Origin of the sequence: Catellatospora vulcania, from assembly GCF_009720385.1 — a bacterium.
GTDB classification, from domain to species: Bacteria; Actinomycetota; Actinomycetes; order Mycobacteriales; family Micromonosporaceae; genus Catellatospora; species Catellatospora vulcania.
The window spans coordinates 363305-386655 of sequence record NZ_ML769303.1 but is presented as its reverse complement, the minus strand read 5'-3'; the positions used below and the strand labels follow the sequence as shown (position 1 = coordinate 386655).

Here is a 23351-nt window from a genome sequence, read left to right as displayed (position 1 = left end):
TGCCCTGACGCTACCCGGCCCCCGCCAGCGGTGATCGACAGTGCGGACACGGACACGCTGTGCGATTGAGTGAGCCTCATTCATGGCGCAATGACAACCTCCCATCCATCCCGGAGGCGCTCCCATGGCAGAAGTGCACCATTTCGCGTACGGCTGGTTCAATCCGGTGACCGCGTACCTGATGGCCTTCATCGGCTCGCTGCTCGGCCTGGTGTGCACGGCCCGCGCCCGCCGTGCGCCCACCGCCGGCCGGCGGGCCCGCTGGCTGGTCATCGCCTCGCTGTCCATCGGCGGCACCGGCATCTGGCTCATGCACTTCATGGCGATGATCGGCTTCGACGTGCCGGCCAGCCCGGTCCGCTACGACCCGGTCGTCACCTTCATCAGCTTCGCGCTGGCCGTCGTCACCGTCGGCATCGGCCTGTTCATCGCGGGCCAGGGCCGCCGTTCCGCGATGCGGATCGTGGCCGGCGGCGGGTTCACCGGCCTCGGCGTCGTCGCGATGCACTACAGCGGCATGGCCGCGATGCGGGTCGCCGGGCAGGTCAGCTACGACCTCGGCCTGGTGGGCGCATCCGTGCTGATCGCCGTGGTGGCCGCGACCGTCGCGCTGTGGTTCACCGTGACCGTCTCCGGCATGCGCTCCATCATCGCCGCCGCGGCCGTGATGGGCGTGGCGGTGTGCGGCATGCACTACACCGCGATGGCCGCGATCCGGATCACCCTGGACACCGGCGGCACCGGCCAGGTCGAAGGGCTCAGCCCGTTCGTGCTCATCGTGCCGATCGTGCTGCTGTCGGCGCTGTGCCTGATCGGTGTGATGTTCAACGCCCTGCAGGCCATGACGCAGGAGGAGTTCGACGGCGCGGACGCGGGCCGGGCCCGGCACCGCCCACCGGTGGCGACCGTCATCCCCGGCCCCCGCACCACCGTCGACCCGCCGGCTGTCCCGGTGAACCCGCCGTTCAGCCTGGCCAGGGCGCTGGCCGACCGCAACCGCACCAAGATCCCCCGCTGACCGCCGGATCCGGCGCGCGCCGTGCCCCTGTCGAAAGAACGACACTGGGGCACGGTGCGCACCTCGGTCCGGATCGGAGGGAGCGCGCGGGCGGCGTTGATCCGATATAAACGGCGGCATGGACGCCCCGGCATACCTCATGACCATGCCCCTGCACGCCATCACGGAGGTGCTCGGCGAGCAGGGCCTGCGTGACCGGTTCGCCCTGGAGATCCAGCGCCTGTCCGAATCCGATCAGGCCGTGCTCACCGAGGCGCTGGAACTCGCCGCCCGGCTGCACGCCGAGCAGCGCCGGGTTCGCGAGCCGTACCTCAACCACCTGCTGCGCGTCACCATCCGGATCATCACCTACTACCGGATCACCGACCGGGACGTGCTCGTCGCCGCCCTGCTGCACGACTCGGTCGAGGACCAGCCGTGGGGCATCGTCGGCCAGGCCCACCGCGGCGGTCCCCCGCCGCGCGAGCAGGCCCTGGCCGTGCTCGCCGAGCGCTTCGGCCCCCGCGTCGCGCAGCTGGTCAACGCGGTCACCAACCCGGAGTACGACCTCGACCGCGACAAGGACGAGCAGTATCGCGAGCACGTCGTGGAGTCGCTGGACGTGGACCCGTGGGCGCGGATCATCAAGGTCTCCGACTTCACCGACAACGGGGTCGGCGTCATCCACACCATCGGCCCGAAGGTGCTGCGCGCCGCGACCAAGTACCAGCCCCTGGTGCCGCTGCTGCGGGAGCTGGTGGCCCGGCCGGACACGCCGCTTCTCGGCGAGGTCAAGGCGCACATCTTCGCCCAGTTCGACCTCGCCGAGAAACGCTTCTCCGCCATCCTGGCCGGAAACTGAGGGTCAGAAGTCCTCGTCGAGGCTGACCGTGCCGGGGACCGCCACCTGGTAGGCGGTGACCCGGCGCTCGAAGAAGTTCGCCAGCTCCTGCACGTCCTGCAGGGCCATGAACGGGAACGGGTTGCTCGAACCGAACCGGGCCGGCAGGCCCAGCCGGGCCAGCCGCTGATCGGCGACGTACTGCAGGTACTCCCGCATGTCGGCCAGGGTCATGCCGGGCAGGCCCGCGCCGCACAGGTCCTCGGCGAAGGCCAGCTCGGCGTCGACCGCGTCCTCCAGCATCCGGGTCACCGCCTTGCCCAGCTCGTCGTCGAACAGGTCCGGCTCCTCGGCGCGGACCGTGTCGACCACGGCGAAGGCGAAGTCCATGTGCATGGACTCGTCGCGGAACACCCAGTTGGTGCCCGCGGCCAGCCCGTCCAGCAGGCCGCGCGAGCGCAGCCAGTAGACGTACGCGAAGGCGCCGTAGAAGAACAGGCCCTCGATGCAGGCCGCGAAGCAGATCAGGTTCAGCAGGAAGCGCCGCCGGTCGTCGGCGGTGGCCAGCTCGGGCAGGTCGAAGACCGAGTCGATCCACTCGAAGCAGAACCGGGCCTTGCGGGCGATCGACGGGATGTTCTCCACCGCGTCGAACGCGGCGGCCCGCTCGGCGTCGTCGGGCAGGTACGTGTCCAGCAGGGTCAGGTAGAACTGGACGTGCACCGCCTCCTCGAACAGCTGCCGGCTCAGGTAGAGCCTGGCCTCGGGGGCGTTGATGTGCCGGTACAGGTTCAGCACCAGGTTGTTGGCGACGATGGTGTCGCCGGTGGCGAAGAATGCGACCAGGCGGTTCACCAGGTGCCGCTCGCCGTCGCTGAGTGAGGCCAGGTCGGCCAGGTCGCTGCCGAGGTCCACCTCCTCCACCGTCCAGGTGTTGCGGATCGCCGCGCGGTAGCGCTCGTAGTAGTCCGGGTAGCGCATCGGCCGCAGGGTCAGGTCCAGGCCCGGGTCGAGCAGCATCTTCTTGGTGTCCGTGGTCACTGGCAGGCCTCGCAGATCTCGGGGTTTTCCAGGTTCAGGTCGATCAGGCTCGCCGCGGTGCGCAGCGGCTGCGCAGGCAGACCGCCGACCCCGGCCGCAACCGGCGCGGCCACCCCGAGTGAGGCGTTAAGAAGGTGCCCTTCCTCTACGGAAACCGATGTGAAGGTGCCCTTCCTTACGGTCGTCTGGGTGATGGCGGTGGCGGGGCGGGAGCGGAGGTAGTAGGTGGTTTTCAGGCCTTTTCGCCAGGCGTAGGCGTACATGGAGGAGAGTTTGCCGATGTCGGGGGACGCCATGAAGAGGTTCAGGGACTGGGACTGGTCGATGTAGGGGGTGCGGGCGGCGGCGAGGTCGATCAGGGCCCGCTGCGGGAGCTCCCAGGCGGTGCGGAAGCGGGTGCGCAGCTCGGCCGGGATCTCGGTGATGCCCGCGACGGAGCCCTCGGCGGCGAGGATGCGCTCGCGCAACTGCGGCGTCCAGAGGCCGCGGGCCTTGAGTTCGTCGACGAGGTAGCGGTTGACCTGGAGGAACTCGCCGGACAGGGTTTCGCGCTTGAAGACGTTGGCGACCGGGGGTTCGATGCACTCGGCGCAGCCGGCGATCGAGGCGATGGTGGCCGTGGGCGCGATCGCGATCAGGAGCGAATTGCGCAGGCCGGTGCGGGCGACCTTGGCGGCCAGCTCGTCCCAGGCCCACGGGCGGGTGCGGGACGCGTCCGGGTAGTGGTCGGGGTGCAGCACGCCGCGGGCGGCGCGGGTGTCCGCGTACGACGGGTGCACGCCCAGCTCGGCGGCCAGGTCGGCGCTGGTGTCGTAGGCCGCGAGCGCGATCTCCTCGGCGATGCGGGTGGACAGCGCCAGCGCCTCGGGCGAGTCGAAGTCCAGCCGCAGCGTGGCGAAGACGTCGGCCAGGCCCATCACGCCCAGGCCGATCGGCCGCCACCGGTTGTTGGCCCCGGCTGCCTCGCCGGTCGGGTAGTAGGACAGGTCGATGGTGCGGTCGAGCACGCGTACCGCGGTGCGCACGGTCTCGCGCAGGGCGTCCCAGTCGACGCCGTCGGCGCCGAGGTGGGCGGCCAGGTTGACCGAGCCGAGGTTGCACACCGCGGTCTCGCCGTCGCTGGTCACCTCCAGGATCTCGGTGCACAGGTTGGACAGGTGCACGGTGTTGCCGGCGACCGCGGTCTGGTTGCAGGCGCGGTTGGCGGCGTCCTTGAACGTCATCCAGCCGTTGCCGGTCTGCGCCAGGGTGCGCATCATCCGGCCGTACAGCTCCCGGGCGGGCAGCGTGCGCACCGCGCGCCCGGCGGCCTCGGCGGCCCGGTACGCCGTGTCGAACTCCTCGCCCCACAGGTCGACCAGCTCGGGCACGTCCTTCGGGTCGAACAGCGACCAGCTCGCGTCGGCCTCGACGCGGCGCATGAACTCGTCCGGCACCCAGTTGGCCAGGTGCAGGTTGTGGGTGCGGCGGCTCTCCTCACCGGTGGAGTCGCGCAGCTGCAGGAACTCGTCCAGGTCGGCGTGCCAGGTCTCCAGGTAGACGCAGGCAGCCCCCTTACGCCGGCCGCCCTGGTTGACGGCGGCGACGCTGGAGTCGAGCGTGCGCAGCCACGGCACGATGCCGTTGGACAGCCCGTTGGTGCCGCGGATCAGCGACCCCCGGGACCGGATCCGGCTCCAGGCCACCCCGATGCCCCCGGCGTACTTGGACAGGCGCGCAATCTGGCCGTAGCGCTCGTAGATCGACTCCAGCTCGTCGCGCGGCGAGTCGAGCAGGAAGCAGCTGCTCAGCTGCGGTCGGCGGGCTCCGGCGTTGAACAGCGTAGGCGAGCTGGGCAGGTAGGCCAGGCGGCTGAGGATGGCGTACAGCCGGGCCACCTCGGCGGTGCTGCCGGGCAGCCGCCGTCCGGCCGTGCCCGCCTCGCCGACCTCGCCCATCAGGCCGCAGGCCACCCGCAGCAGGAAGTGCTGGGGCGTCTCCAGCACCTTGCGGGTCACCGGGTGCCGCAGCAGGTAGCGGTCGTACACGGTGCGCAGGCCGAAGTACTCGAAGCGGTCGTCGGCGGCCGGGTCGACGAGCACGGCCAGCTCGTCGGCGTGCGCGGCGACGAACGCGGCCAGGTCGTCGGCGAGCAGCCCGGCCGCGTGCGCGGCGCGCACCGAGCTCGGGAAGCCGGTCACGCCCTGGGTGGCCGCCTCCGCGGCGATGTGCACCGTGAGCAGGCGCGCCGCGAGGCGGCTGTACGACGGCTCCTGTGCCACCAGGGCGGCGGCCGTCTCGATGGCGCGCAGCCGCAGGTCGGCTTCGGTCGCCCCGGGCCAGACGCCGGCCACCACGGGGGTCAGCACCGCGGTGTGGTCCACATCGGGCAGCCCGTGGGCCGCCTCGGCGAGCAACCCCTCCAGCGGCGCCGCGGCACCTGCCTGATCCGTTGCCAGTGTGGCTGAGCTGCTCATTATCGTGCTGGTCAAGGCGTGCGCTCCCTCGTCGAACGCGGGAGGGCACGCCGAACAGCACTCACCCGCCAGGGTGGGCACAGTCCACCGTGGACCGTCCCGCGCGGCCCGGTGATGCCGACGCGGCCACGGCCCGAGGGCGCGGGGCAGCATCGTCAGCGCGTCGCGGAACCGTCCGCGGCACGCACGCCGGCAGGTCTTCGGGCTCGTGGGCACGGCCGGGCCGCACAGCTGGACGCCGTGCCGCCGTAGACCCCCTACGCCGTCGCTTCCCAGGCCGGACCGGCCCAGTGCTGTCCACACCCCTCTTCGCGGGAGGAGCGCGGGACGGCTTCGTTCCCACTCACCGCTGCGGGGCAGCTCCGGAATCGCACCGGATTCCCTCAGCGCGGGCCGCCCTGCGGCGGCACGCGCGCACCCCGAAACCCGGTCCCGAAGGGGGACCGGAGGGGTGGACCAGCGATGTCCTCACACTACATCTAGTGGCAGCCGCGCGAAAGCGACCCCATATAGGCTCGGCGTGTCGTCAATGGCCCACCCTCACCACCATCGATGCGTACGGTCAGCAGGCGCAGGCCGCGCCGCTCGCCGGGGCCGTCAGCGGGTCCACGTCGTGCTTGCGGAGCCCGAGGAAGGTCTGCGTGTCGAAGCCCTCGCGCACCCAGTACTCGTACCCGCCGAGCATCTCCTTCACCTGATAGCCCAGCCGGGCGAAGGCCAGCGCGGCCCGGGTCGCGCCGTTGCAGCCAGGCCCCCAGCAGTAGGTGACAACGACGCTGCCGGCCGGGACGGCCTCGGCCGCCCGGGACGCGATCTCCGCGGTGGGCAGGTGTACCGCGCCGGGCAGGTGGCCGTGCTCCCATGCCTCCAGCGAGCGGGAGTCGACGAGTACGAAGCCCGGCGTGCCCGAGGCCAGGTCGGTGTGCACATCGGACACGTCGGCCTCGAACGCCAGCCGGGCGGCGAAGTGGGCGGCGGCCTCGGCGGCGTCGGCCGGGGGCGTGCTGAGCACTGCGGACGTGCTGACTGCGGTGGACATGGCCACTCCTTCGGGTCGGTCACTGGTTCCATCCTGCCGAGCGGCCGGGGCGGCCAGAAGTGGCGAGAACGCCGCTGTCCGCTAATATCTCGCCATGGGTACACCCGTGGCACTCCAGACCCGCGCCCGGCACCGGATCGCGGTGCTGGCCTTCGCCGGGATGGCGCCCTTCGAGCTGGGCTGCGTCGTCGAGGTGTTCGGCCTGCCCCGCCCCGAACTCGACATCGCCTGGTACGACCTCGACGTCTGCGCCGAGACGCCGGAGCCGATGCCGGCCGTCGGCGGCTTCTCGATCACCGCCCGACACGGCCTGGACGTGCTGGCCGCCGCCGACACCGTGATCGTGCCCGGGGTCGCCGACGTGCGCGCCGAGGTCTCCCCCGCGCTGGTCGAGGCGCTGCGCACGGCCGCCGCCCGGGGCGCCCGCATCGTCTCCATCTGCTCCGGCGCGTTCGCGCTGGCCGCGGCCGGGCTGCTGGACGGCCGGGCGGCGACCACGCACTGGAAGTACGCGCCGCTGCTGCGTGAGCGCCACCCGCTGGTCGAGGTCACCCCCGACGTGCTCTACGTCGACAACGGCCAGGTGATCACCAGCGCGGGCAGCGCCGCCGGGCTGGACCTGTGCCTGCACCTGGTGCGCCGCGACCACGGGGCGCAGATCGCCAACACGGTCGCCCGGCGGCTGGTGCTGCCGCCGCACCGCGACGGCGGCCAGGCGCAGTTCATCGAACTGCCGGTGCGCGACGTGATCGACGACGACGGCGTGGCCCGCGCCATGGCCTGGGCGCTGGACCACCTGACCGAGCCGCTCACGGTGAACCTGCTGGCCGCGCACGCGCGCATGTCCCCGCGCAGCTTCCTGCGGCACTTCGCCCGGCACACCGGCACCAGCCCGATCCGCTGGATCGTCGACCAGCGGGTGGCGGCGAGCCTGCCCCTGCTGGAGACCTCGGACTCCCCCGTGGAGCAGGTCGCCGCCGCGGTCGGGTTCGACTCACCGGCCACCTTCCGGCACCACTTCAGCCGGTGCATGCGCACCTCGCCGTCGTCGTACCGGAGGACCTTCCGCGGCCGGTGAGCCGGGATCAGGTCAGCAGCACCAGCTGGCGCTCGCGCTGCCGGCCGTGGCGAAGACGCCGACGGCCGCCGCGGTGACCGCCAGAGCCGACGCGATGATGAACCTGCGCATGGCTGCGCTCCTCTCGTTCGGGAACTGTCACAGGCATCGACGCCCGCCACGGCCCGCCAGGAGGGGTGTCATGACGAAGTCAGGCGGGACATCTCCACGGTGGACTGCAGCCGCCGGGCCTCCGCCAGGTACGCGTCGGACAGGCCGAAGCGCTCGTCGCCGCGGTGCAGCTCGCCGAGGCGGCGCGCGGTCTGCGCCTGGGCGCGGCGGTCCCCGATCCGCTCGAAGATCTCCAGGGCCTGGGTGAGCCGCTGCACGGCCACCTCGGGCGCCTCCAGCGTCGCCAGGTCGGTCAGACAGTAGGCCTCGCAGTGCGCGTCGCCGAGCACCGCGAACCGGTCCAGCGCCGCGATCAGGTCGGCCCGCGCGTGGGCAGGATCGCCGCTGCGCAGCCGGACCAGGCCCAGCTGGCGGGTCAGCAGCGCGGCCCGGTGCGCGTCGCCGACCTCCTCGGCGATGGCCAGCCCTCCGGTGAAGTCGCGGTACGCCTCGGCGAGGTCGCCCTTGGCCAGCCACACCATGCCCAGCGCGCCCCGTGAGTAGGCCTCGCCGTGCCGGTGCCCGAGCAGCCGGTACGCCTCCAGCGCCTGCCGGTAGCAGTCCAGCGCCTCGTCGTGCTCGGCCCGGATGCGGTGCCCCGTGCCCAGCCCGGCCAGTGCCGCGGCCTGCCCGCACAGGTTGCCCAGCCGGGCGAACAGCAGCCGGGACCGGCTGAACGCCTCCGAGGCCTGCTCATAGTGGTCGCGGTAGAGGTGCAGCTGGCCCAGCCCGCGCAGGGTCACCGCCTCACCGAGCAGGTTGCCCTGCGCCCGGCAGGCCGACAGCGCGGTGCGGTGCGTCCGCTCCCACACCGCGGTGTGCCCGCCCAGGTCGCACCAGGCCACCATGGCATGGGCCAGCTCCCAGGCCAGATCGGACAGCCCGTTGGCGGCGGCCGCCTCGACCGCGCCGAGCAGCGCCTCCCGCTCGGTCGAGAACCAGCGCACCGGATCGCGGGCCAGCTCCGCGGCCCCGGGCACCGGCCAGCGCGCCGCGACGGTGACGCCGGGGCCGAACACCTGCGGCGGCAGCCCCGCGGCGGCGCGCTCGGCCAGCGCGAGGTATCCGCCGAGCACCCGGGTCAGCGCCGCGCCGATCGCCTCGCCCGGCAGGTCCGGGGCCAGCAGGCCGACCAGCACCGGCAGCCCGTAACGCGGCTGGTCCAGCTCGTCGGTGCCGGTCGGGCGCAGCAGCCGGGCCCGGTCGAGCGCGTCGAGCACCTCCGTCGCGTCCGGCCGGTCCAGCAGCGCGGCGGGCACCCAGCCCGGCGTGGCGGCGATGCCCAGCCGGGCCAGGCCGCGCAGCACCAGTGCGGCCGCGCCGTCCAGCCGGGTGCCCAGCACCGCCGGGCCCTGCTCCTCGACCAGCAGCGTGCGATGCAGCCGGCGCAGCGGCTCACCCGGCTCCACGCCCAGCTCCTCGGTGAGCGTGCGGCGGGCGGTGGCGTACGCCGACAGCGCCTCGGCCCGGTGCCCCGCATCGCGCAACGCGGTCACCAGCAGCAACCACGCCTCCTCGCGCAGCGGCTCCTCGGCGACCAGCCGGCGCAGCTCGTCCACGGCCGCCGCCGGCTGCCCGGCCTCGATGCGCAGCCGGGCCCGGGTCTGCCGGACCGCCCGCCGCCGCTCGACCAGCCGGTCGACCTCAGCCCGCCACAGCGGTGAGGCGGGCAGGTTCTCCACCGGCTCGCCACGCCACAGCCCCAGCGCCGCGTCGAGGCTGTCCAGGTCGCCGCCGCGGGCATACTCCTCGAACCGCAGCACGTCCAGCTCGGCGCACTGCAACTCCAGCCGGTACCCGGGCGCCTGCCGGCGCAGCCGGTCCTCGCCCAGCCGGGTACGCAGCGCGCTGACGTACGTCTGCACATTGGCCAGCGCCGAGCGGGGCGGCTCCTGCCCCCACAGCACCTCGATGAGCTGGTCCACCGACACCGTGCGGCCATGGTTGAGCGCCAGGGTCGCCAGCAGCTGGCGCGGTTTCACACCGCCCACGGGTGCGTCGACGCCGCCCAGGGTCAACTCGAAGGAGCCCAGGATGCGCAGTTCCAGCCGGTCCGACATCGTCCAACCACCCACACGTTCCGTGATGGAATCGCCTGAGCCTACGCGTGCTCGGCTGATCGGACCAGAGCGCTGGGCTGAACGGCTGTAGTGGTTCTGGAGAAACGTTGGAGCGCTTGTCGCGACGCTGTGGTCACCCAGCCAGCTCGGGCTTCCTGTTCCACCACCCCACGGAAGGGAATCGTCCATATGCGACCAATAAGGTTGCTGACCGGCGCCGCCGCGCTGATCATCGGCCTGGCGAGCTCGGTCCTGCTCGGCAGCCCGGCCCACGCCGCCCCCGCCTTCCAGCTGCCCTTCCCCTGCGGCCAGACGTGGAACGGCAACAGCAGCAACAGCAGCGCCCACGTGTCCTGGGAGATCGACTTCAACCGCGGCTCCACCGCCACCGCCGACCTCGGCGACACCGTGGTCGCCGCAGCAGCGGGCACCGTCGAGGTGTCCGCGCACCAGGGCTCGGTCAACGGATACGGCAACCTGGTCGTCATCGACCACGGCGGCGGCTACTTCACGTACTACGCCCACCTCGACACCCGCGCCGTCACCGCGGGCCAGTCGGTGCTGCGCGGCCAGGCCATCGGTTCGGTCGGCAACACCAGCAAGCCGGGCAACGGCATCTCGCCGCACCTGCACTACGAGGTGCGCTACCCGGACCGGTCCCAGTCGCACATCATCAAGGCCGTCTTCAACGGCAGCACCTTCGGCTACGGCTCGGCCAACGTGACCAGCAACAACTGCGCCACCTCATACGACCCGGCGGCCGAGTGCGGCAGCGGGTTCCAGATCATCGACTCGGTGAAGCTGGGCACGGCGGGCACTGCCAACCTGCTGTGGAAGGGCTCCACCGGCCAGAACTGCGTCATCACCCTGAAGATGGCCAGCGTCGGCACCCCCACCGCCACCAGCGCGTTCCTGGAGCCGCAAGGGGCAAGCCGAACAACAGACTCCGGCAGCTTCTCCTACTACGCCGGGCCGGTCATCCGCACCGCTCCGAGCTGTGTGAAGTGGGGCGGCAGCGCCGGCGGCACCAGCTACACCTCCGGTTTCGAACACTGCGCCTGAGCGCCTACCCCCACTCACCCCAACGCAAGGAGCACCCCGTGCACATCAGACGCATCCTCGGGCTGGCCGTGGCCGCCGTGGCCGTAGGCGCGGCCGTCCTGGTCGAAGCCTCGCCGGCGATGGCCGCCCCGACCTTCAAGGTCCCCTTCCCCTGCAACCAGGTGTGGTCGGGGCAGACCCGCACCAACCACAGCCCCGCCAACGCCGTCGACTTCAACCGCACCGACGACTCGGGCGACCCCGTCGTGGCCAGCGCGCCCGGCACGGTCGACGTGGTCACCAACCTCGGTGACACCAGCTACGGCAAGTACGTGCGGATCAACCACGGCAGCGGCTACACCACGTACTACGCGCACCTGAACTCGTTCGCGGTGTCCGTGGGCCAGACCGTCAAGTACGGCACCGTGATCGGGTACGTCGGCACCACCGGCGGCTCCACCGGCCCCCACCTGCACTACGAGCAGCGCTCCGGCGGCTCCGCCATCCAGGTCAAGTTCAACGGCGTGACCGCGCTCTACTGGGGCACCAAGAACTACACCAGCGACAACGGCTGCGGCGGCGGGGCTGCGCAGGGCACCGTCAACACCGCGGGCTCCCCGCTGACGGTGCGCTCGGGCCCCGGCACCGGCTACTCGTCGGTCGGCACCGTCGGCGACGGCGCCACCGTCTCCATCCAGTGCCAGACCACCGGCACCTCGGTCACCGGCACGTACGGCACCAGCACCATCTGGGACCGGATCGGCTCGGGCCGCTTCATCTCCGACGCCTACGTCTACACGGGTTACGACGGCTTCATCCCCGGCGTCCCCCGCTGCTGAGACCAAAGGAAGGGCACCTTCTTAACGCTCCGCGTTAAGAAGGTGCCCTTCCTTTACCTATAGCGATGTGAAGGTGCCCTTCCTTTGCCGCAGGGCTTGGGCTAGGAGGCGGGCACGGCGGCGGGTGGGGACGACGGCTCGGCGGGCGAAGACGTCGTGGTCGGCGCGCTCGATCTCGTCCAGGATCGCGCCGTAGACCAGGTACGCCGTGCGCACGCAGGTCCGCGAGGCGCCGGGCAGCAGGTCGAGGCCCGGCCGGGCCGCCGCGTAGTGGGCGCGGGCACGGGTGGTCTCGTACGCGATGAGGCTCTTGATCTGCGGGGTGGCCCGGCCGGCCGCGGCGGCCGCGTGGAGCTCGGCGGTGGTGACGCCGAACCGGGCCAGATCGTCCTGGGGCAGGTAGACGCGGTCGCGGGCGAGGTCCTCGGCGACGTCGCGCAGGAAGTTGGTCAGCTGGAACGCCAGGCCCAGCTGCCGCGCGGGCTCGCGGGCCGCGGCCGGGTCGGCGGGGCCGAGGATCGGCAGCATCAGGGTGCCGATGACCGCCGCCGAACCCTCCATGTACGACAGTAGCGCCGGGTAGTCGGCGTACCGGCGCACGGTCAGGTCCATCGCCATGCTGCCCAGGAACGCGGCGAAATCGTCCCGGTCCAGGTCGAAGACCTCGACGGTGTGCAACAGGGCGGGCAGCAGCGGATCGTCCACGGGCTCGCCGCGCAGCCCGGCGAGGAAGCGGTCGGACCAGTCACGCAGCCGCCGGGCGCGGTCGGCGGGGGTGCCCGCGTCGGTGCGGTCGACGATCTCGTCGGCATACCGGGCGAAGCCGTAGAGGGCGTGCACGTGCGGGCGCTTCCAGGCGGGCAGCAGCCGGGTCGCGAGGTAGTAGCTGCGGCCGTGGCGGCGGTGCAGGTCCCGGCACCTGCGGTACGCCTGCGCCAGCTCGGCGGGGATCGGAGCGGCGGGGATCGGGGCGGCGGAGCTCGGGGCGGCGGAGCTCGGGGCGGTGGAGCTCGGGGCGGCGGGGATGGGACTGCCGGGGATCGGACTGCCGGGGATCGGACCGGCCGCCATACCCACCTGCCGCACCGCCGCCGCTCCCCCACGCCCTGCCGCCCGCACGTTCGCGCAGGTCACCGGACATGCTAGGCGCGCCCTGCCGTCGGCCCACCACCGGGCGGTCGGGAAGATCGCTGTTTCCGGTCAGAAAGTGAGGTCCGGCCGCAGTTTTTGACCGGAAACGGCGATCTTGCTCTGGGCACCGCCTCCCACCGAGCGGCCGGCGCAGCGCCGCCGCAGAGCCGCCGCAGAGCCGGCGCAGAGCCGGCGCAGGCAGCGGCGCTGCGGCGTTAGGAAGGGCACCTTCTTTAACGCGGAGCGTTAAGAAGGTGCCCTTCCTTTGCCTCAGGTTAGGAGGGGTAGACCTCCAGTTCCCAGAGCGAGTAGCCCCAGGCGGTGGCCCGGGTGGTGCCGTTGACGCGGAGGTAGCGGCCGCTGCCGGTCAGGCCGGTGAGGTCGTCGACCCCGCCGTCGCCGCCGGTCACGGACCGGACCGTGGTCCAGGTGGCGCCGTCGGCCGAGGTCTGCACCTCGTACGCCGACCCGTACGCGGCCTCCCAGGTCAGCTTCACCCGGGAGATGCTGTACGTCTGGCCGAGGTCGACGCGGATCCACTGCGGGTCCGTGAACGCGCTCGACCAGCGGGTGGCGGTCGCGTTGCCGTCCACCGCCGCCGAGCCCGGGTAGGCCGCCGACTCGGTGCTGGAGGTCAGCGTCGGCTTGTTCAGGGCCACGTTGACCGGCTGGGGCGGCACGGTGCCGCCGCCGTAGACCTCGAACGCGAACAGCGAGTAGCCCCAGGCCGTGCCACGCGCCGTGCCGTTGATGCGCACGTAGCGGCCGGTGCCGGTCAGGCCGGTGAGGTCGTCGACCCCGCCGTCCCCGCCGGTCACGCTGCGGACGGTGGTCCAGGTCGTCGCGTCGTTCGAGGTCTGCACCTGGTACGCCGAGCCGTAGGCCGCCTCCCAGGTCAGCTTCACCCGGTCGATCGTCTTCGACGAGCCGAGGTCCACGTAGATCCACTGCGGGTCGCTGAACGCGCTGGCCCAGCGGGTGGCCGCCTGCCCGTCGACCGCGGCCGAGGCCGGGTAGGTCGCGTTCTCGACGCTGGACGCCACCGCCGGACGGTTCAGCGCCAGGTCACCGCCCGGGTCGGGCGGCACGGTGCCGCCGCCGCCGAAGGTGAACTCGTCGATGTCGAACAGCGAGCCCGCAGCCCCCTTGAACACCAGGTAGAGCGTGTTCGACCCGGCCGGCGGGGTGACCGTGCCGGTGACCGTGACCCAGTTGGCCCAGCCGCCGGTAGGCGCGACCGTCAGCGTGCCCGCGAGCGGCCCGGTGACCGAGCCGGCCCGGAACTCGATGGTGCCGCCCGCCCCGGCCGAGGCGACCCGCGCCGAGACCGTGTTGACGCCGGTCAGGTTGTACGGCGTGAACGAGATCCAGTCCCCGTTGTCGATGTAGCCGACCGCGGAGCCGCCGTTGGCCCCGGCGTTCGCGCTGGGCTGGATGCCCTGGCTTGCGCCGAAGTGCTCGGCCTGGCGCACCCGGGGCTGCGCCACGTTGGTGGCGTGGCTGGTCAGCGCGGGCTGGCCGTTCGCGCCGTTGTCGGTGTACTCCGCGTCGAACACCCCGAAGATGTTCGCCGCGGTGTCGTGCTCACCGTCCTGGGTGGTCTGGATCGTGCCCGAGCAGCCGTTCTTGCTGGTGACCGGGTGGCCGTGGGTATCGTGGCCGAGGATGTAGCTGACCTTGACCCGGTTGCAGTCGATGGCGCCGTCCTCGGCGTCGGTGACCGTCACCGAGTAGCTGACCAGGTCGCCGAAGCTGAACACCTGCCCGTTGGCGGGCGTCGTCAGCGTCACGACCGGGGCGGAGTTGCCCACGGTGATGACGACGCTGGCGTTGCCCGACTTGCCCGTGCTGTCGGTCACGGTCAGCGTCGCGGTGCGCCGGCCGACCGTGGTGTACGTGAAGGACGGGTTGGCCGCGGTCGAGTCGACCGTGCCGTCGGTGTCGAAGTCCCAGGCGTAGGTGAACGGGTTGCCGTCCGGGTCGTAGGTGCCCGCCGAGGAGAACGTCACCGCCAGCGGGGCCGCGCCCGAGGTGCGGTCGGCCGCGGCCAGCGCGACCGGCGGGCGGCCGGCGCGGGCGTACTCGATGCGGTAGAGCGCCGAGTTCGCGTCGCCGCCGAACCACGAGGTGCCGTAGTCCAGCACGTAGAGCGCGCCGTCGGGGCCGAACTCCATGTCCATGACCTGGGTGCCGGTCCACGGGAACGGGTTGATCTTCAGGTAGTTGCCGGCGCTGTCGATCACGAAGTTCTTGATCCAGCGAGCGCCGAACTCCCCGTGGAAGTACGTGCCGTCGTAGTACGCCGGGAACGCCACCGGGCTGGTGTTGTTCGGGTCGTACCGGTAGACCGGCCCGCCCATCGGCGCCATGCCGCCGCCGCCCATGTCGGCCGGCGTCCCGCCGTTGTACGGCACCCACGCCGGCTTGAGCGGGGGCAGCTGGGTGATGCCGGTGTTGTTCGGCGAGTTGTTGACCGGCCCGCCCGCGCAGTTGTACTTCGGCAGCGACGGACCCGACGGGAACGTGTACTCGTTGTACGCGTCGCCGAAGCTGGAGCAGTACGGCCAGCCGTAGAAGCCCGGCGCGGTGACCCGGGCGATCTCGACCTGTCCCGCGGGGCCGCGGTTCGGGTCGGCGGTGCCCGCGTCGGGGCCGTAGTCGCCGAGGTAGACGACGCCGTTGGCCTTGTCCACGCTCATCCGGAACGGGTTGCGGAAGCCCATGGCGTACACCTCGGGCCGGGTGTTGGCCGTGCCCGGCGCGAACATGTTGCCCGCCGGGATGGTGTAGCCGCCCGCCGCCGACGGCTTGATGCGCAGCACCTTGCCGCGCAGGTCGTTGCTGTTGGCGGAGGTGCGCTGCGCGTCGTAGGCCGGGTTGCGGTCGGTGCGCTCGTCCAGCGGCGAGAAGCCCGCCGAGTCGAACGGGTTCGAGTCGTCGCCGGTGGACAGGTACAGGTTGCCCTGGGCGTCGAAGTCGATGTCACCGCCGACGTGGCAGCACATGCCGCGGCTGGTCGGCACGTCCAGCACGGTCACCTGGCTGGCCGGGTCGATGGTGTTGTCGGCCCGCACCGTGAACCGGGCCAGCCGGTTCACCCCGTTGAACGGCGCGAACTGCGCCGCCGTGCCGGTGGACGGGGCGTCCCCGGCCGGCGTGGACAGCGGGGGCGCGTAGTACAGGTACACCCATCTGTTGGTGGCGAAGTTCGGGTCCGCCTTGACGCTCTGCAGGCCCTCCTCGTCGTGGGAGTACACGGCCAGCGTCAGCGCGACCTTGGTGTTGCCGTTGACGTCGGTGTGCCGGACCACGCCGTCACGCGAGGTGTGCAGCACCCCGCGGTCGGGCAGCACGGTCAGGCCCATCGGCTCGCCCGTCTCGGCGACGCCCTTGGCCAGGGTCACCTGCGAGAAGTTGCTGCTCACGGTCGCGGTGCAGTCGGCCGCCACGGCGCCGGCCGCGGTGCGGATGCCGCCGAGCAGGTGCGCCCGGAAGTTCGCCTCCGCGTAGCTCTCCTGGGTGTGGCCGCCGCCGGTGTACCAGGCCCGGCCGCCCTCGTAGTTCTGGCACCAGGCGATCGGGTGGTCGACGCCCATTGTGCCGCCCGGGTAGCTGGTCTCGTCGAGCGTCGCCAGCACGTGCGCCTTGCCGCGCACGTTGGTCTGGTACGAGTACCACTCGTCGAACCGGTTCCAGCGCTCCGGCAGCGAGACCGTCGACGGGTGGACGTGGTCGGCCACCTTCACGGTCGCGTTGGCGGGCGCGGGGTGGTTGGCGAAGTACGCGCCGACCAGGTTGCCGTACCAGGCCCAGGTGTACTCGGTGTCGGACGCGGCGTGCACGCCGACGTAGCCGCCACCGGCACGGATGTAGCGCTCGAACGCCCCCTGCTGCGTCGGGTCGAGCACGTCGCCGGTGGTGGACAGCCATACGACGGCCTTGAACCGGGCCAGGTTGGCGTCGTTGAACTGGGCCGCGTCCTCGGTCGCCTCGACCGCGAAGTTGTTCGCGGCGCCCAGGGCCTGGATCGCGGCGATGCCCGCCGGAATCGAATCGTGCCGGAAGCCTGCGGTCTTGGAGAAGACCAGAACGGTGAAGTCCGGTGCGGCACTCGCGGTGCCGGGCCAGGCGGCGGCTGCGGTGACGGCGAGCGCTGTGGACAACAGCACGCCGAGCAGCCTTCGCCGCCTGGAGGGGCGGACGGTGGGCATGGCTTTCCTTCCTGTGCATACGGAAGGGGCCGTGCGCCGATCACGTCCCCCGGGGGCGAACACGGGGGCGCGTGTTCGGAGGAGCTCGCCCGCTGCGAGGCGGACGGTGGTGCGCTTGCTGGCTGTGCAGTTGTGCGGCGGCGCCGGGCTGGGAGCCGTTCCTGCGGGTGGTGCGCGGCTCCGGGCCGGGAGCCGGTCCTGCCGGTGGTGCGGGCCCGCCGGCCGTCACGTGGGAGCAGCGGCCGGCGGGGGCCGGGGCTCAGTCCGAGCTGAACGCCGCGTCGAACGAGGCGGTGGGCGGGTCGAACAGGAGGCCGCGCACGAACTCCAGCGCCTGGGGAGCCCCGACGAGGCGGTCCATGCCGGCGTCCTCCCACTCGATCGAGATCGGACCGTCGTAGCCGATCGAGTTCAGCGCCCGGAAGCAGTCCTCCCACGGCACGTCGCCGTGGCCGGTGGACACGAAGTCCCAGCCCCGGCGCAGGTCCGCCCAGGGCAGGTGGGACGACAGGATGCCGCGGCGGCCGTCGCCCATGCGCACCTTCGTGTCCTTGCAGTCCACGTGGTAGATGCGCTCGGCGAAGTCGAGGATGAAGCCCACCGGGTCGCAGCCCTGCCACACCATGTGCGACGGGTCCCAGTTCAGGCCGAACGCGGGCCGGTTGCCCAGCGCGTCGAGGGTGCGGCGGGTGGTGTGGTAGTCGTACGCGATCTCGCTCGGGTGCACCTCGTGCGCGAACACCACGCCGACCTCGTCGTACACGTCCAGGATCGGGTGCCAACGGCGGGCGAACTCCTCGTAGCCCGCGTCGATCATCGACTGCGGGACCGGCGGGAACATCGCCACGAAGTGCCAGATCGGCGAGCCGGTGAACCCGACGACGGTACGCACCCCCAGCTTGGCGGCGGCGCGGGCGGTGTCGGCCATCTCGGCGGCGGCGCGCTGGCGCACGCCCTCGGGCTCGCCGTCACCCCAGATGCGGGCGGGCAGGATCCCCTTGTGCCGCTCGTCGATCGGGTTGTCGCAGACGGCCTGGCCGACCAGGTGGTTGGAGATCGCGTAGACGCTCAGCCCGTACTTGTCGAGCTGGGCACGCTTGCGCGGGATGTAGGTCTCGTCCGACAGTGCCTTGTCGACCTCGAAGTGGTCGCCCCAGCAGGCGATCTCCAGGCCGTCGTAGCCCCACTCGGACGCCAGCCGGCAGACCTCCTCGAAGGGGAGGTCCGCCCACTGGCCGGTGAACAGGGTGATGGGTCGGGGCATGTGTTCGCTCTCCGATCTGTGCGGTGCCAGTGCGGCGGTGGACGCCGGGTCGTTGGGCGAGAGGGCCGGTCGGTCGGCGTCCGGCCGGCCCTCCCACGTTCGGTGCCGGTGCGGTCAGGCCGCGACCGGGACGGCGGGCTGCGCCACCTGCGTCCAGGCGGACCCGGACGCGGCGGAACTCTGCACCGCTTCGAGCACGAGCTGCACGCCGAGGGCCTCCTCGAAGGAGGGGTGAGGGTCGACGCCCTCCGCCACGGCCTGCACGAAGTCGCGCATCTGGTGGGTGAAGGAGTGCTCGTACCCGATGATGTGGCCGGGCGGCCACCACGCGGACAGGTACGGGTGCTCCGGCTCGGTCACCAGGATCCGGTTGAAGCCCTGCTCCGCGGACGGCTTGGTCGCGTCGTAGAACTCCAGCTCGTTGAGGCGTTCGAGGTCGAACACGAGCGAGCCGAGCGAGCCGTTGATCTCGACCCGCAGGCCGTTCTTACGGCCCATCGCGAAGCGGCTGGCCTCGTACGTGGCGATCGCCCCTCCGGACAGTCGCGCCGTGAACAGCGCGGCGTCGTCGACGGTCACCTGGCCGACGGCCTGGCCGTTGCCGGTGGCCGCCAGGCCGCTCGCCTCGGCCGGGATCGGCCGCTCCTTGATGAACGTCTCGGTCAGCGCGCTCACGCCGGTGATGCGCTGGCCGGTGATGTACTGGGTCAGGTCGATGATGTGCGCGCCGATGTCGCCGAGCGCGCCGGACCCGGCGCGCTCCTGCTGGAGCCGCCAGACCAGCGGGAACTGCGGATCGGTGATCCAGTCCTGCAGGTACACGGCACGCACGTGGCGGATCACCCCGAGCCTGCCGGCGGCGACCATCTGACGCATCAGCGCCGCCGCCGGCACGCGCCGGTAGTTGAACCCGCACAGCGTACGAATACCCGACTCCCGCGCCGCGGCTGCGGCATCGACCATCGCCCGGGCTTCCGCCACGGAGTTCGCCAGCGGTTTCTCGCACATGACGTGCTTGCCCGCGGCGAGCGCGGCGATGGTGATCTCCGCGTGGCTGTCGCCGGGTGTGCAGACGTCGATCACGTCGATGTCATCCCGGGCGATCAGTTCCCGCCAGTCCGTGACGTAGCCGTCCCAGCCGAGCTTGTCAGCCGCCTCGGACACCTTGGCCTCGTCACGGCCGCAGACCGCCGCCATCCGGACCCGCAGGGGCAGGTCGAACGCGCGGTTCACGGTGCGCCACGCCTGTGAGTGCGCGGCGCCCATGAACGCGTAGCCGACCATGCCGACCCGCAGTTCCTTGTTGTCGTTTGTGGACACGGGGTGGGCTCCTCCGTTACCGAGCCCGCTGGTGCGGGCGAACCATGTCGGGCTTAGAAACCGAGCGGCAGGTACGTGCTCGCGTTCTCTTTCGTGATCGTTTCAGAGGCCAGGATGATCTCCTTGGGCACCTGCAGCTCCACCAGGTCGGACATGCCCCGGCCCTGGGCGATCAGGCGGGCCAGCGAGATCGCCGACGACGCCATGGAGGGGCTGTAGGTGACCGTCGCCTTGAGCACGGTCTTGTCGGCGGCGATGTCCTCGATCGCCTTCTTCGAGCCGGCGCCGCCGACCATGAAGAACTCGCTGCGGTTGGCGGCCGTGATCGCGGCCAGCACGCCGATGCCCTGGTCGTCGTCGTGGTTCCACACGGCGTCGATCTTCGGCAGCGCCTGCAGGAGGTTCTGCGCCTCCTTCTGGCCGCTGTCGGCGGTGAAGCGCGCCGCACGACGGTTGGCCACGACGAAGCCGTAGGTGGCCAGCGCGGCCTTGAAGCCCGCGCTGCGCTCCTGGGTCAGCTCCAGCTCGTCCATGCCGGCGATCTCGCCGATGATCGGGCTGGCCACGTTCTTGGCCTTGAGCGTCTTGCCGATGTAGTGGCCGGCGGCCACGCCCATGCCGTAGTTGTCGCCCTTGACCTGCAGGCGGTACGCCAGCGCGTCGGGGAAGGCGCGGTCGAGGTTCACGACCGGGATGCCCGCCTCCATCGCCTTGAGGCCGAACGCGTTGAGCTCCTTGCCGTCGTGCGGCAGCAGCACGATCACGTCGGGCTTCTCGGCGATCAGGGTGTCCAGCGCGGCACGCTGGGCGGCGGCGTCCTTGCCCGCCTCGACCTGCTTGAAGGTGACGTCCTTGAACGCCCCGGCCTGCGCCTTGGCGTTGTTGGTGATCGCCGCGATCCAGCCGTGGTCGGCGGCCGGGGCGGAGAAACCGATCGTGACCGCCTTGCCGGCGGCGTCGTTCGGGTTGGTCGTGTCGGCGCCCTTGGTCTGCGCCGGGGTCGGCGTCTGCTCGTTGCTGGTGCAGGCGGTGAGCAGAGCGCCGGCGGCGATCGCCGTGCCGCCGAAGAGGAGCCGGCGGCGGGACGTGTCCGGAATCGGGTTGGTCATCACGACCTCCTGGTCGTCGCGAGGGTGCATTCGGTCCGGCGACCGTCGCGTTCGACGGTCGCCCCAGATGGAGCGGGCTGTGCGGTGGTGGAACCCTTACACAGGGGGCGGTCAGGCCTGCGGTTTTGCCCGGGTGAGACCGTGCCTTCGGGCGAACTGCGTGACGGACGAGAACCGCACCTGCTGGAGAAGGACCGCGACCACGATGATCGCGCCCTTGACCATGTTCTGGACCTCGGTGGGCAGGTTGGCGATGGCGAACAGGTTGGTGATCGCGGAGAACACGATCACGCCGAACAGCGAGCCGACGATGGTGCCGCGGCCGCCGGAGAGCAGCGTGCCGCCGATGATCGCCGCAGCGATCGCGTCGAGTTCGTAGAGTTCGGCCGCGGCCGCCTGGGACGAGGTGGCGAGCGAGGTGAGCATGATGGCGGCGATGCCGCAGCACAGGCCCGAGAGCGCGTACAGCAGCATGGTGTGGCCGCGGACGTTGATGCCGGCCAGGCGGGCCGCCTCGGCGTTGCCGCCGATGGCGACGGTGCGCCGGCCGAAGGTGGTGCGGTTGAGCAGCACCCACCCGAGCCCGGCGACCACGAACAGGATGATGGCCAGCAGCGGGATGCCGAACCAGCGGGTGGTGGCGAGGCTGTTGATGATCTGGTCGGTGGAGATCTGGGTCTGCTTGCCGGAGATCTGCGCGGCCAGGCCGCGTGCGGCGACCAGCATGGCCAGGGTGGCGATGAAGGGCACCAGCCGGCCGTACGCGACGAGCGCGCCGTTGACCAGGCCCGCCCCGATGCCCACGGCGATCGCGGTGAAGATCATGCCGGCCGTGCCGAAGCTCTGCGTGGCCAGCGTGGTGGCCCACACGCCGGACAGCGCGATCAGCGCCCCGACGGACAGGTCGATGCCGCCACCGATGATCACGAAGGTCATGCCGACCGTGACCACGCCGATCGCGGCCGCCTGGGTCAGGATGACCATGATGTTGTTGACGACCCAGTCGGCGTTGCTGTACAGGTCGGGCCGGATGTACGCGCCGATGGCGAACAGCGCCAGCAGCACCCCGACCAGGCCGAGGTTGCGCCGCAGCGGCTCCTGCGCCTCGTCCTTCCACCAGCTCGTCCCACCGGCACGCTCTGCGGCGGCGTGGGGCGCGTGCCCCTCGGGCACCGCGTGTTCCACCTTCTGCTCGCTGCTCACGCTCATGCGGCCACCTCTTCAGTCGTCGCGGCGGTCAGCGATCCCGCCATCACCAGATCGAGTACGTCCTCTTCACTGAGCTCGGACGCGGGCGCGGTGCGCACCACCCGGCCCTCGCGCATGACCAGCACCCGGTCGGACAGTCCGAGCACCTCCGGCACCTCACTGGAGACCAGCAGCACCCCGACGCCGTTCGCGGCGAGGTCGCGGATCACCTGGTACAGCTCCGCCCGGGCGCCCACGTCCACGCCCCGGGTCGGCTCGTCGAGCAGCAGCAGCCGGGTGCCGCCCAGCAGCCACCGGCCGACCACCACCTTCTGCTGGTTGCCGCCCGACAGCGTGCGCACGGCCCGCCGCACGTCGCGCGGGCGCAGTTCCAGCTGGTTCGCGACCTTCATGGCCTCGGCCTGCTCCTTGCCGGTGTCGGTGAACCCGGCCGTCGCGTACGAGCTGAAGTTGGTCAGCGTCATGTTGCGGTAGATCGGCTGGCCCAGCAGCAGCGCCTGGCTCTTGCGCTCCTCCGGGGCCATGCCCAGGCCCGCCCGCACCGCCGCGGCCACGTTGCCCGGCGGCAGCCTGCGCCCGTCCATCACCACCGTGCCGGCCTCGGCCACCCGTGCGCCGAACACCGTCTCCAGCAGCTCCGAGCGGCCCGAGCCGACCAGGCCCGCGATGCCGACGATCTCGCCGGAGCGCACGTCGAGGTCGACGCCGGCGAACTCGCCGGAGCGGCCCAGCCCGCGCACCTCCAGCAGCTTCTCGCCCGGCTCGGTGTCCGGCCGCGGCGGGAAGACGTACTCGATGGAGCGGCCGGTCATCCGGCTCACCAGGTCGCGGGTCGGCGTGGTGCGGGCCGGCAGGTTGACCGCCGAGGTGCGCCCGTCCTTGAGCACGGTGACCCGGTCACCGATCTCGCGGATCTCCTCCAGCCGGTGCGAGATGTAGACGACCGCGATGCCCTGCGCCGTCAGCTCCCGGATGATCCGGAACAGGTTGCCGACCTCGTCGTGGGCCAGCACCGCGCTGGGCTCGTCCATGATGATCAGCTTGGCCGAGTGCGAGAGCGCGCGGGCCATGCTGACGATCTGCTTGCCCGCGGCGGGCAGCGACTTGACCAGCCGGTGCGGCGGGATCTCGCCGTGGCCGAGCCGGCCCAGCAGCTCCCGGGCCTGGCGGGCGGCCTGTCCCTTGTGCACGAAACCGAGGCTGCGCGGCTCGTGGCCGAGGTAGATGTTCTCCGCCACCGACAGGTAGTCGACGAGGTCGAGCTCCTGGTAGATGGTGGCGATGCCGGCCTTCATCGCGGCCTGCGGGCCGCTGAACGCGACCTGCTCGCCCAGCCACTGCACGTCGCCCTCATCGGGGCGGTGCACGCCGGCCAGCACCTTGATCAGCGTGGACTTGCCCGCGCCGTTCTGCCCCAGCAGGCAGTGCACCTCACCCGCGCGCACCTCCAGCTCGACGCCGTCGAGGGCGCGTACGCCAGGGAAGGTCTTGACCACACCGGACAGCCGCAGGACCACCTCACCGGTGGCGGCCTCCGCCGTCGTGGCCGGCTGCTCGCTCATGCT

Annotated in this window: 16 protein-coding genes and 1 riboswitch; of the genes, 5 read left to right on the top strand and 11 right to left on the bottom strand. The window is 71.7% G+C overall.

Annotated elements, in window-relative coordinates; translation table 11 throughout:
• Window positions 1-124: 124 nt before the first annotated feature.
• Together F6W97_RS09750 and F6W97_RS09745 are read left to right on the top strand one after the other, a co-directional pair.
• A complete protein-coding gene (locus F6W97_RS09750) occupies window positions 125-1018 on the top strand; it encodes an MHYT domain-containing protein (protein ID WP_155369877.1) in 894 nt (297 codons plus the stop codon).
• A 118-nt stretch (window positions 1019-1136) separates the two neighbouring features.
• Window positions 1137-1859, top strand: coding sequence for an HD domain-containing protein (locus F6W97_RS09745; RefSeq protein ID WP_155369876.1), 723 nt, complete (start codon window positions 1137-1139; stop codon window positions 1857-1859).
• A 3-nt stretch (window positions 1860-1862) separates the two neighbouring features.
• On the opposite strand, the gene F6W97_RS09740 is transcribed toward F6W97_RS09745, so the two are convergent.
• From F6W97_RS09740 to F6W97_RS09730, 3 genes are all read right to left on the bottom strand, one after another.
• Window positions 1863-2858 carry a ribonucleotide-diphosphate reductase subunit beta gene (locus tag F6W97_RS09740; RefSeq protein WP_155369970.1) on the bottom strand — a complete coding sequence of 332 codons (996 nt, stop codon included), beginning with the start codon at window positions 2856-2858 and terminating at the stop codon, window positions 1863-1865.
• A 17-nt stretch (window positions 2859-2875) separates the two neighbouring features.
• Window positions 2876-5335, bottom strand: a complete 2460-nt coding sequence (locus tag F6W97_RS09735; protein WP_155369969.1) for a ribonucleoside-diphosphate reductase subunit alpha — start codon at window positions 5333-5335, stop codon at window positions 2876-2878.
• 194 nt (window positions 5336-5529) lie between these two features.
• Window positions 5530-5719, bottom strand: a riboswitch (cobalamin riboswitch).
• 178 nt (window positions 5720-5897) lie between these two features.
• Window positions 5898-6374 (bottom strand): rhodanese-like domain-containing protein, encoded by a 477-nt coding sequence (locus F6W97_RS09730; RefSeq protein ID WP_155369875.1) that lies wholly within the window; start codon window positions 6372-6374, stop codon window positions 5898-5900.
• Window positions 6375-6468: 94 nt separating this feature from the next.
• Here F6W97_RS09730 and F6W97_RS09725 point away from each other — a divergent pair, with 94 nt between their 5' ends.
• Window positions 6469-7452, top strand: a complete 984-nt coding sequence (locus F6W97_RS09725) for a helix-turn-helix domain-containing protein (RefSeq protein WP_155369874.1) — start codon at window positions 6469-6471, stop codon at window positions 7450-7452.
• A 179-nt stretch (window positions 7453-7631) separates the two neighbouring features.
• Here the strand turns inward: F6W97_RS09725 and F6W97_RS09720 are convergent, their stop codons facing one another.
• Entirely contained in the window at window positions 7632-9662 is a 2031-nt protein-coding gene (locus F6W97_RS09720; RefSeq protein WP_196279042.1) for a BTAD domain-containing putative transcriptional regulator, read from the bottom strand.
• A 189-nt stretch (window positions 9663-9851) separates the two neighbouring features.
• Here F6W97_RS09720 and F6W97_RS09715 point away from each other — a divergent pair, with 189 nt between their 5' ends.
• Both F6W97_RS09715 and F6W97_RS09710 read left to right on the top strand, forming a co-directional pair.
• A complete protein-coding gene (locus tag F6W97_RS09715; protein WP_196279041.1) occupies window positions 9852-10724 on the top strand; it encodes a M23 family metallopeptidase in 873 nt (290 codons plus the stop codon).
• Between the two features lie 38 nt (window positions 10725-10762).
• Window positions 10763-11542 (top strand): M23 family metallopeptidase, encoded by a 780-nt coding sequence (locus tag F6W97_RS09710; protein ID WP_230686531.1) that lies wholly within the window; start codon window positions 10763-10765, stop codon window positions 11540-11542.
• 57 nt (window positions 11543-11599) lie between these two features.
• On the opposite strand, the gene F6W97_RS09705 is transcribed toward F6W97_RS09710, so the two are convergent.
• The 7 genes from F6W97_RS09705 to F6W97_RS09675 all read right to left on the bottom strand — a co-directional run bounded on the left by F6W97_RS09705 (window position 11600) and on the right by F6W97_RS09675 (window position 23348).
• Window positions 11600-12493 carry a phytoene/squalene synthase family protein gene (locus F6W97_RS09705; protein WP_230686555.1) on the bottom strand — a complete coding sequence of 298 codons (894 nt, stop codon included), beginning with the start codon at window positions 12491-12493 and terminating at the stop codon, window positions 11600-11602.
• Between the two features lie 455 nt (window positions 12494-12948).
• Window positions 12949-16884, bottom strand: coding sequence for a ThuA domain-containing protein (locus F6W97_RS09700; protein WP_155369872.1), 3936 nt, complete (start codon window positions 16882-16884; stop codon window positions 12949-12951).
• 259 nt (window positions 16885-17143) lie between these two features.
• Window positions 17144-18148, bottom strand: coding sequence for a sugar phosphate isomerase/epimerase family protein (locus tag F6W97_RS09695; protein WP_155369871.1), 1005 nt, complete (start codon window positions 18146-18148; stop codon window positions 17144-17146).
• Window positions 18149-18262: 114 nt separating this feature from the next.
• Window positions 18263-19432, bottom strand: a complete 1170-nt coding sequence (locus F6W97_RS09690) for a Gfo/Idh/MocA family protein (protein WP_196279055.1) — start codon at window positions 19430-19432, stop codon at window positions 18263-18265.
• 89 nt (window positions 19433-19521) lie between these two features.
• The gene (locus F6W97_RS09685) at window positions 19522-20577 is read right to left on the bottom strand and encodes a substrate-binding domain-containing protein (RefSeq protein WP_155369869.1); all 1056 of its coding nucleotides are present in this window, start codon (window positions 20575-20577) and stop codon (window positions 19522-19524) included.
• 111 nt (window positions 20578-20688) lie between these two features.
• Window positions 20689-21786, bottom strand: coding sequence for an ABC transporter permease (locus F6W97_RS09680; RefSeq protein WP_155369868.1), 1098 nt, complete (start codon window positions 21784-21786; stop codon window positions 20689-20691).
• Entirely contained in the window at window positions 21783-23348 is a 1566-nt protein-coding gene (locus tag F6W97_RS09675) for a sugar ABC transporter ATP-binding protein (RefSeq protein ID WP_155369867.1), read from the bottom strand. Before F6W97_RS09675 ends, F6W97_RS09680 begins: the two co-directional genes overlap by 4 nt.
• Window positions 23349-23351 lie beyond the last annotated feature (3 nt).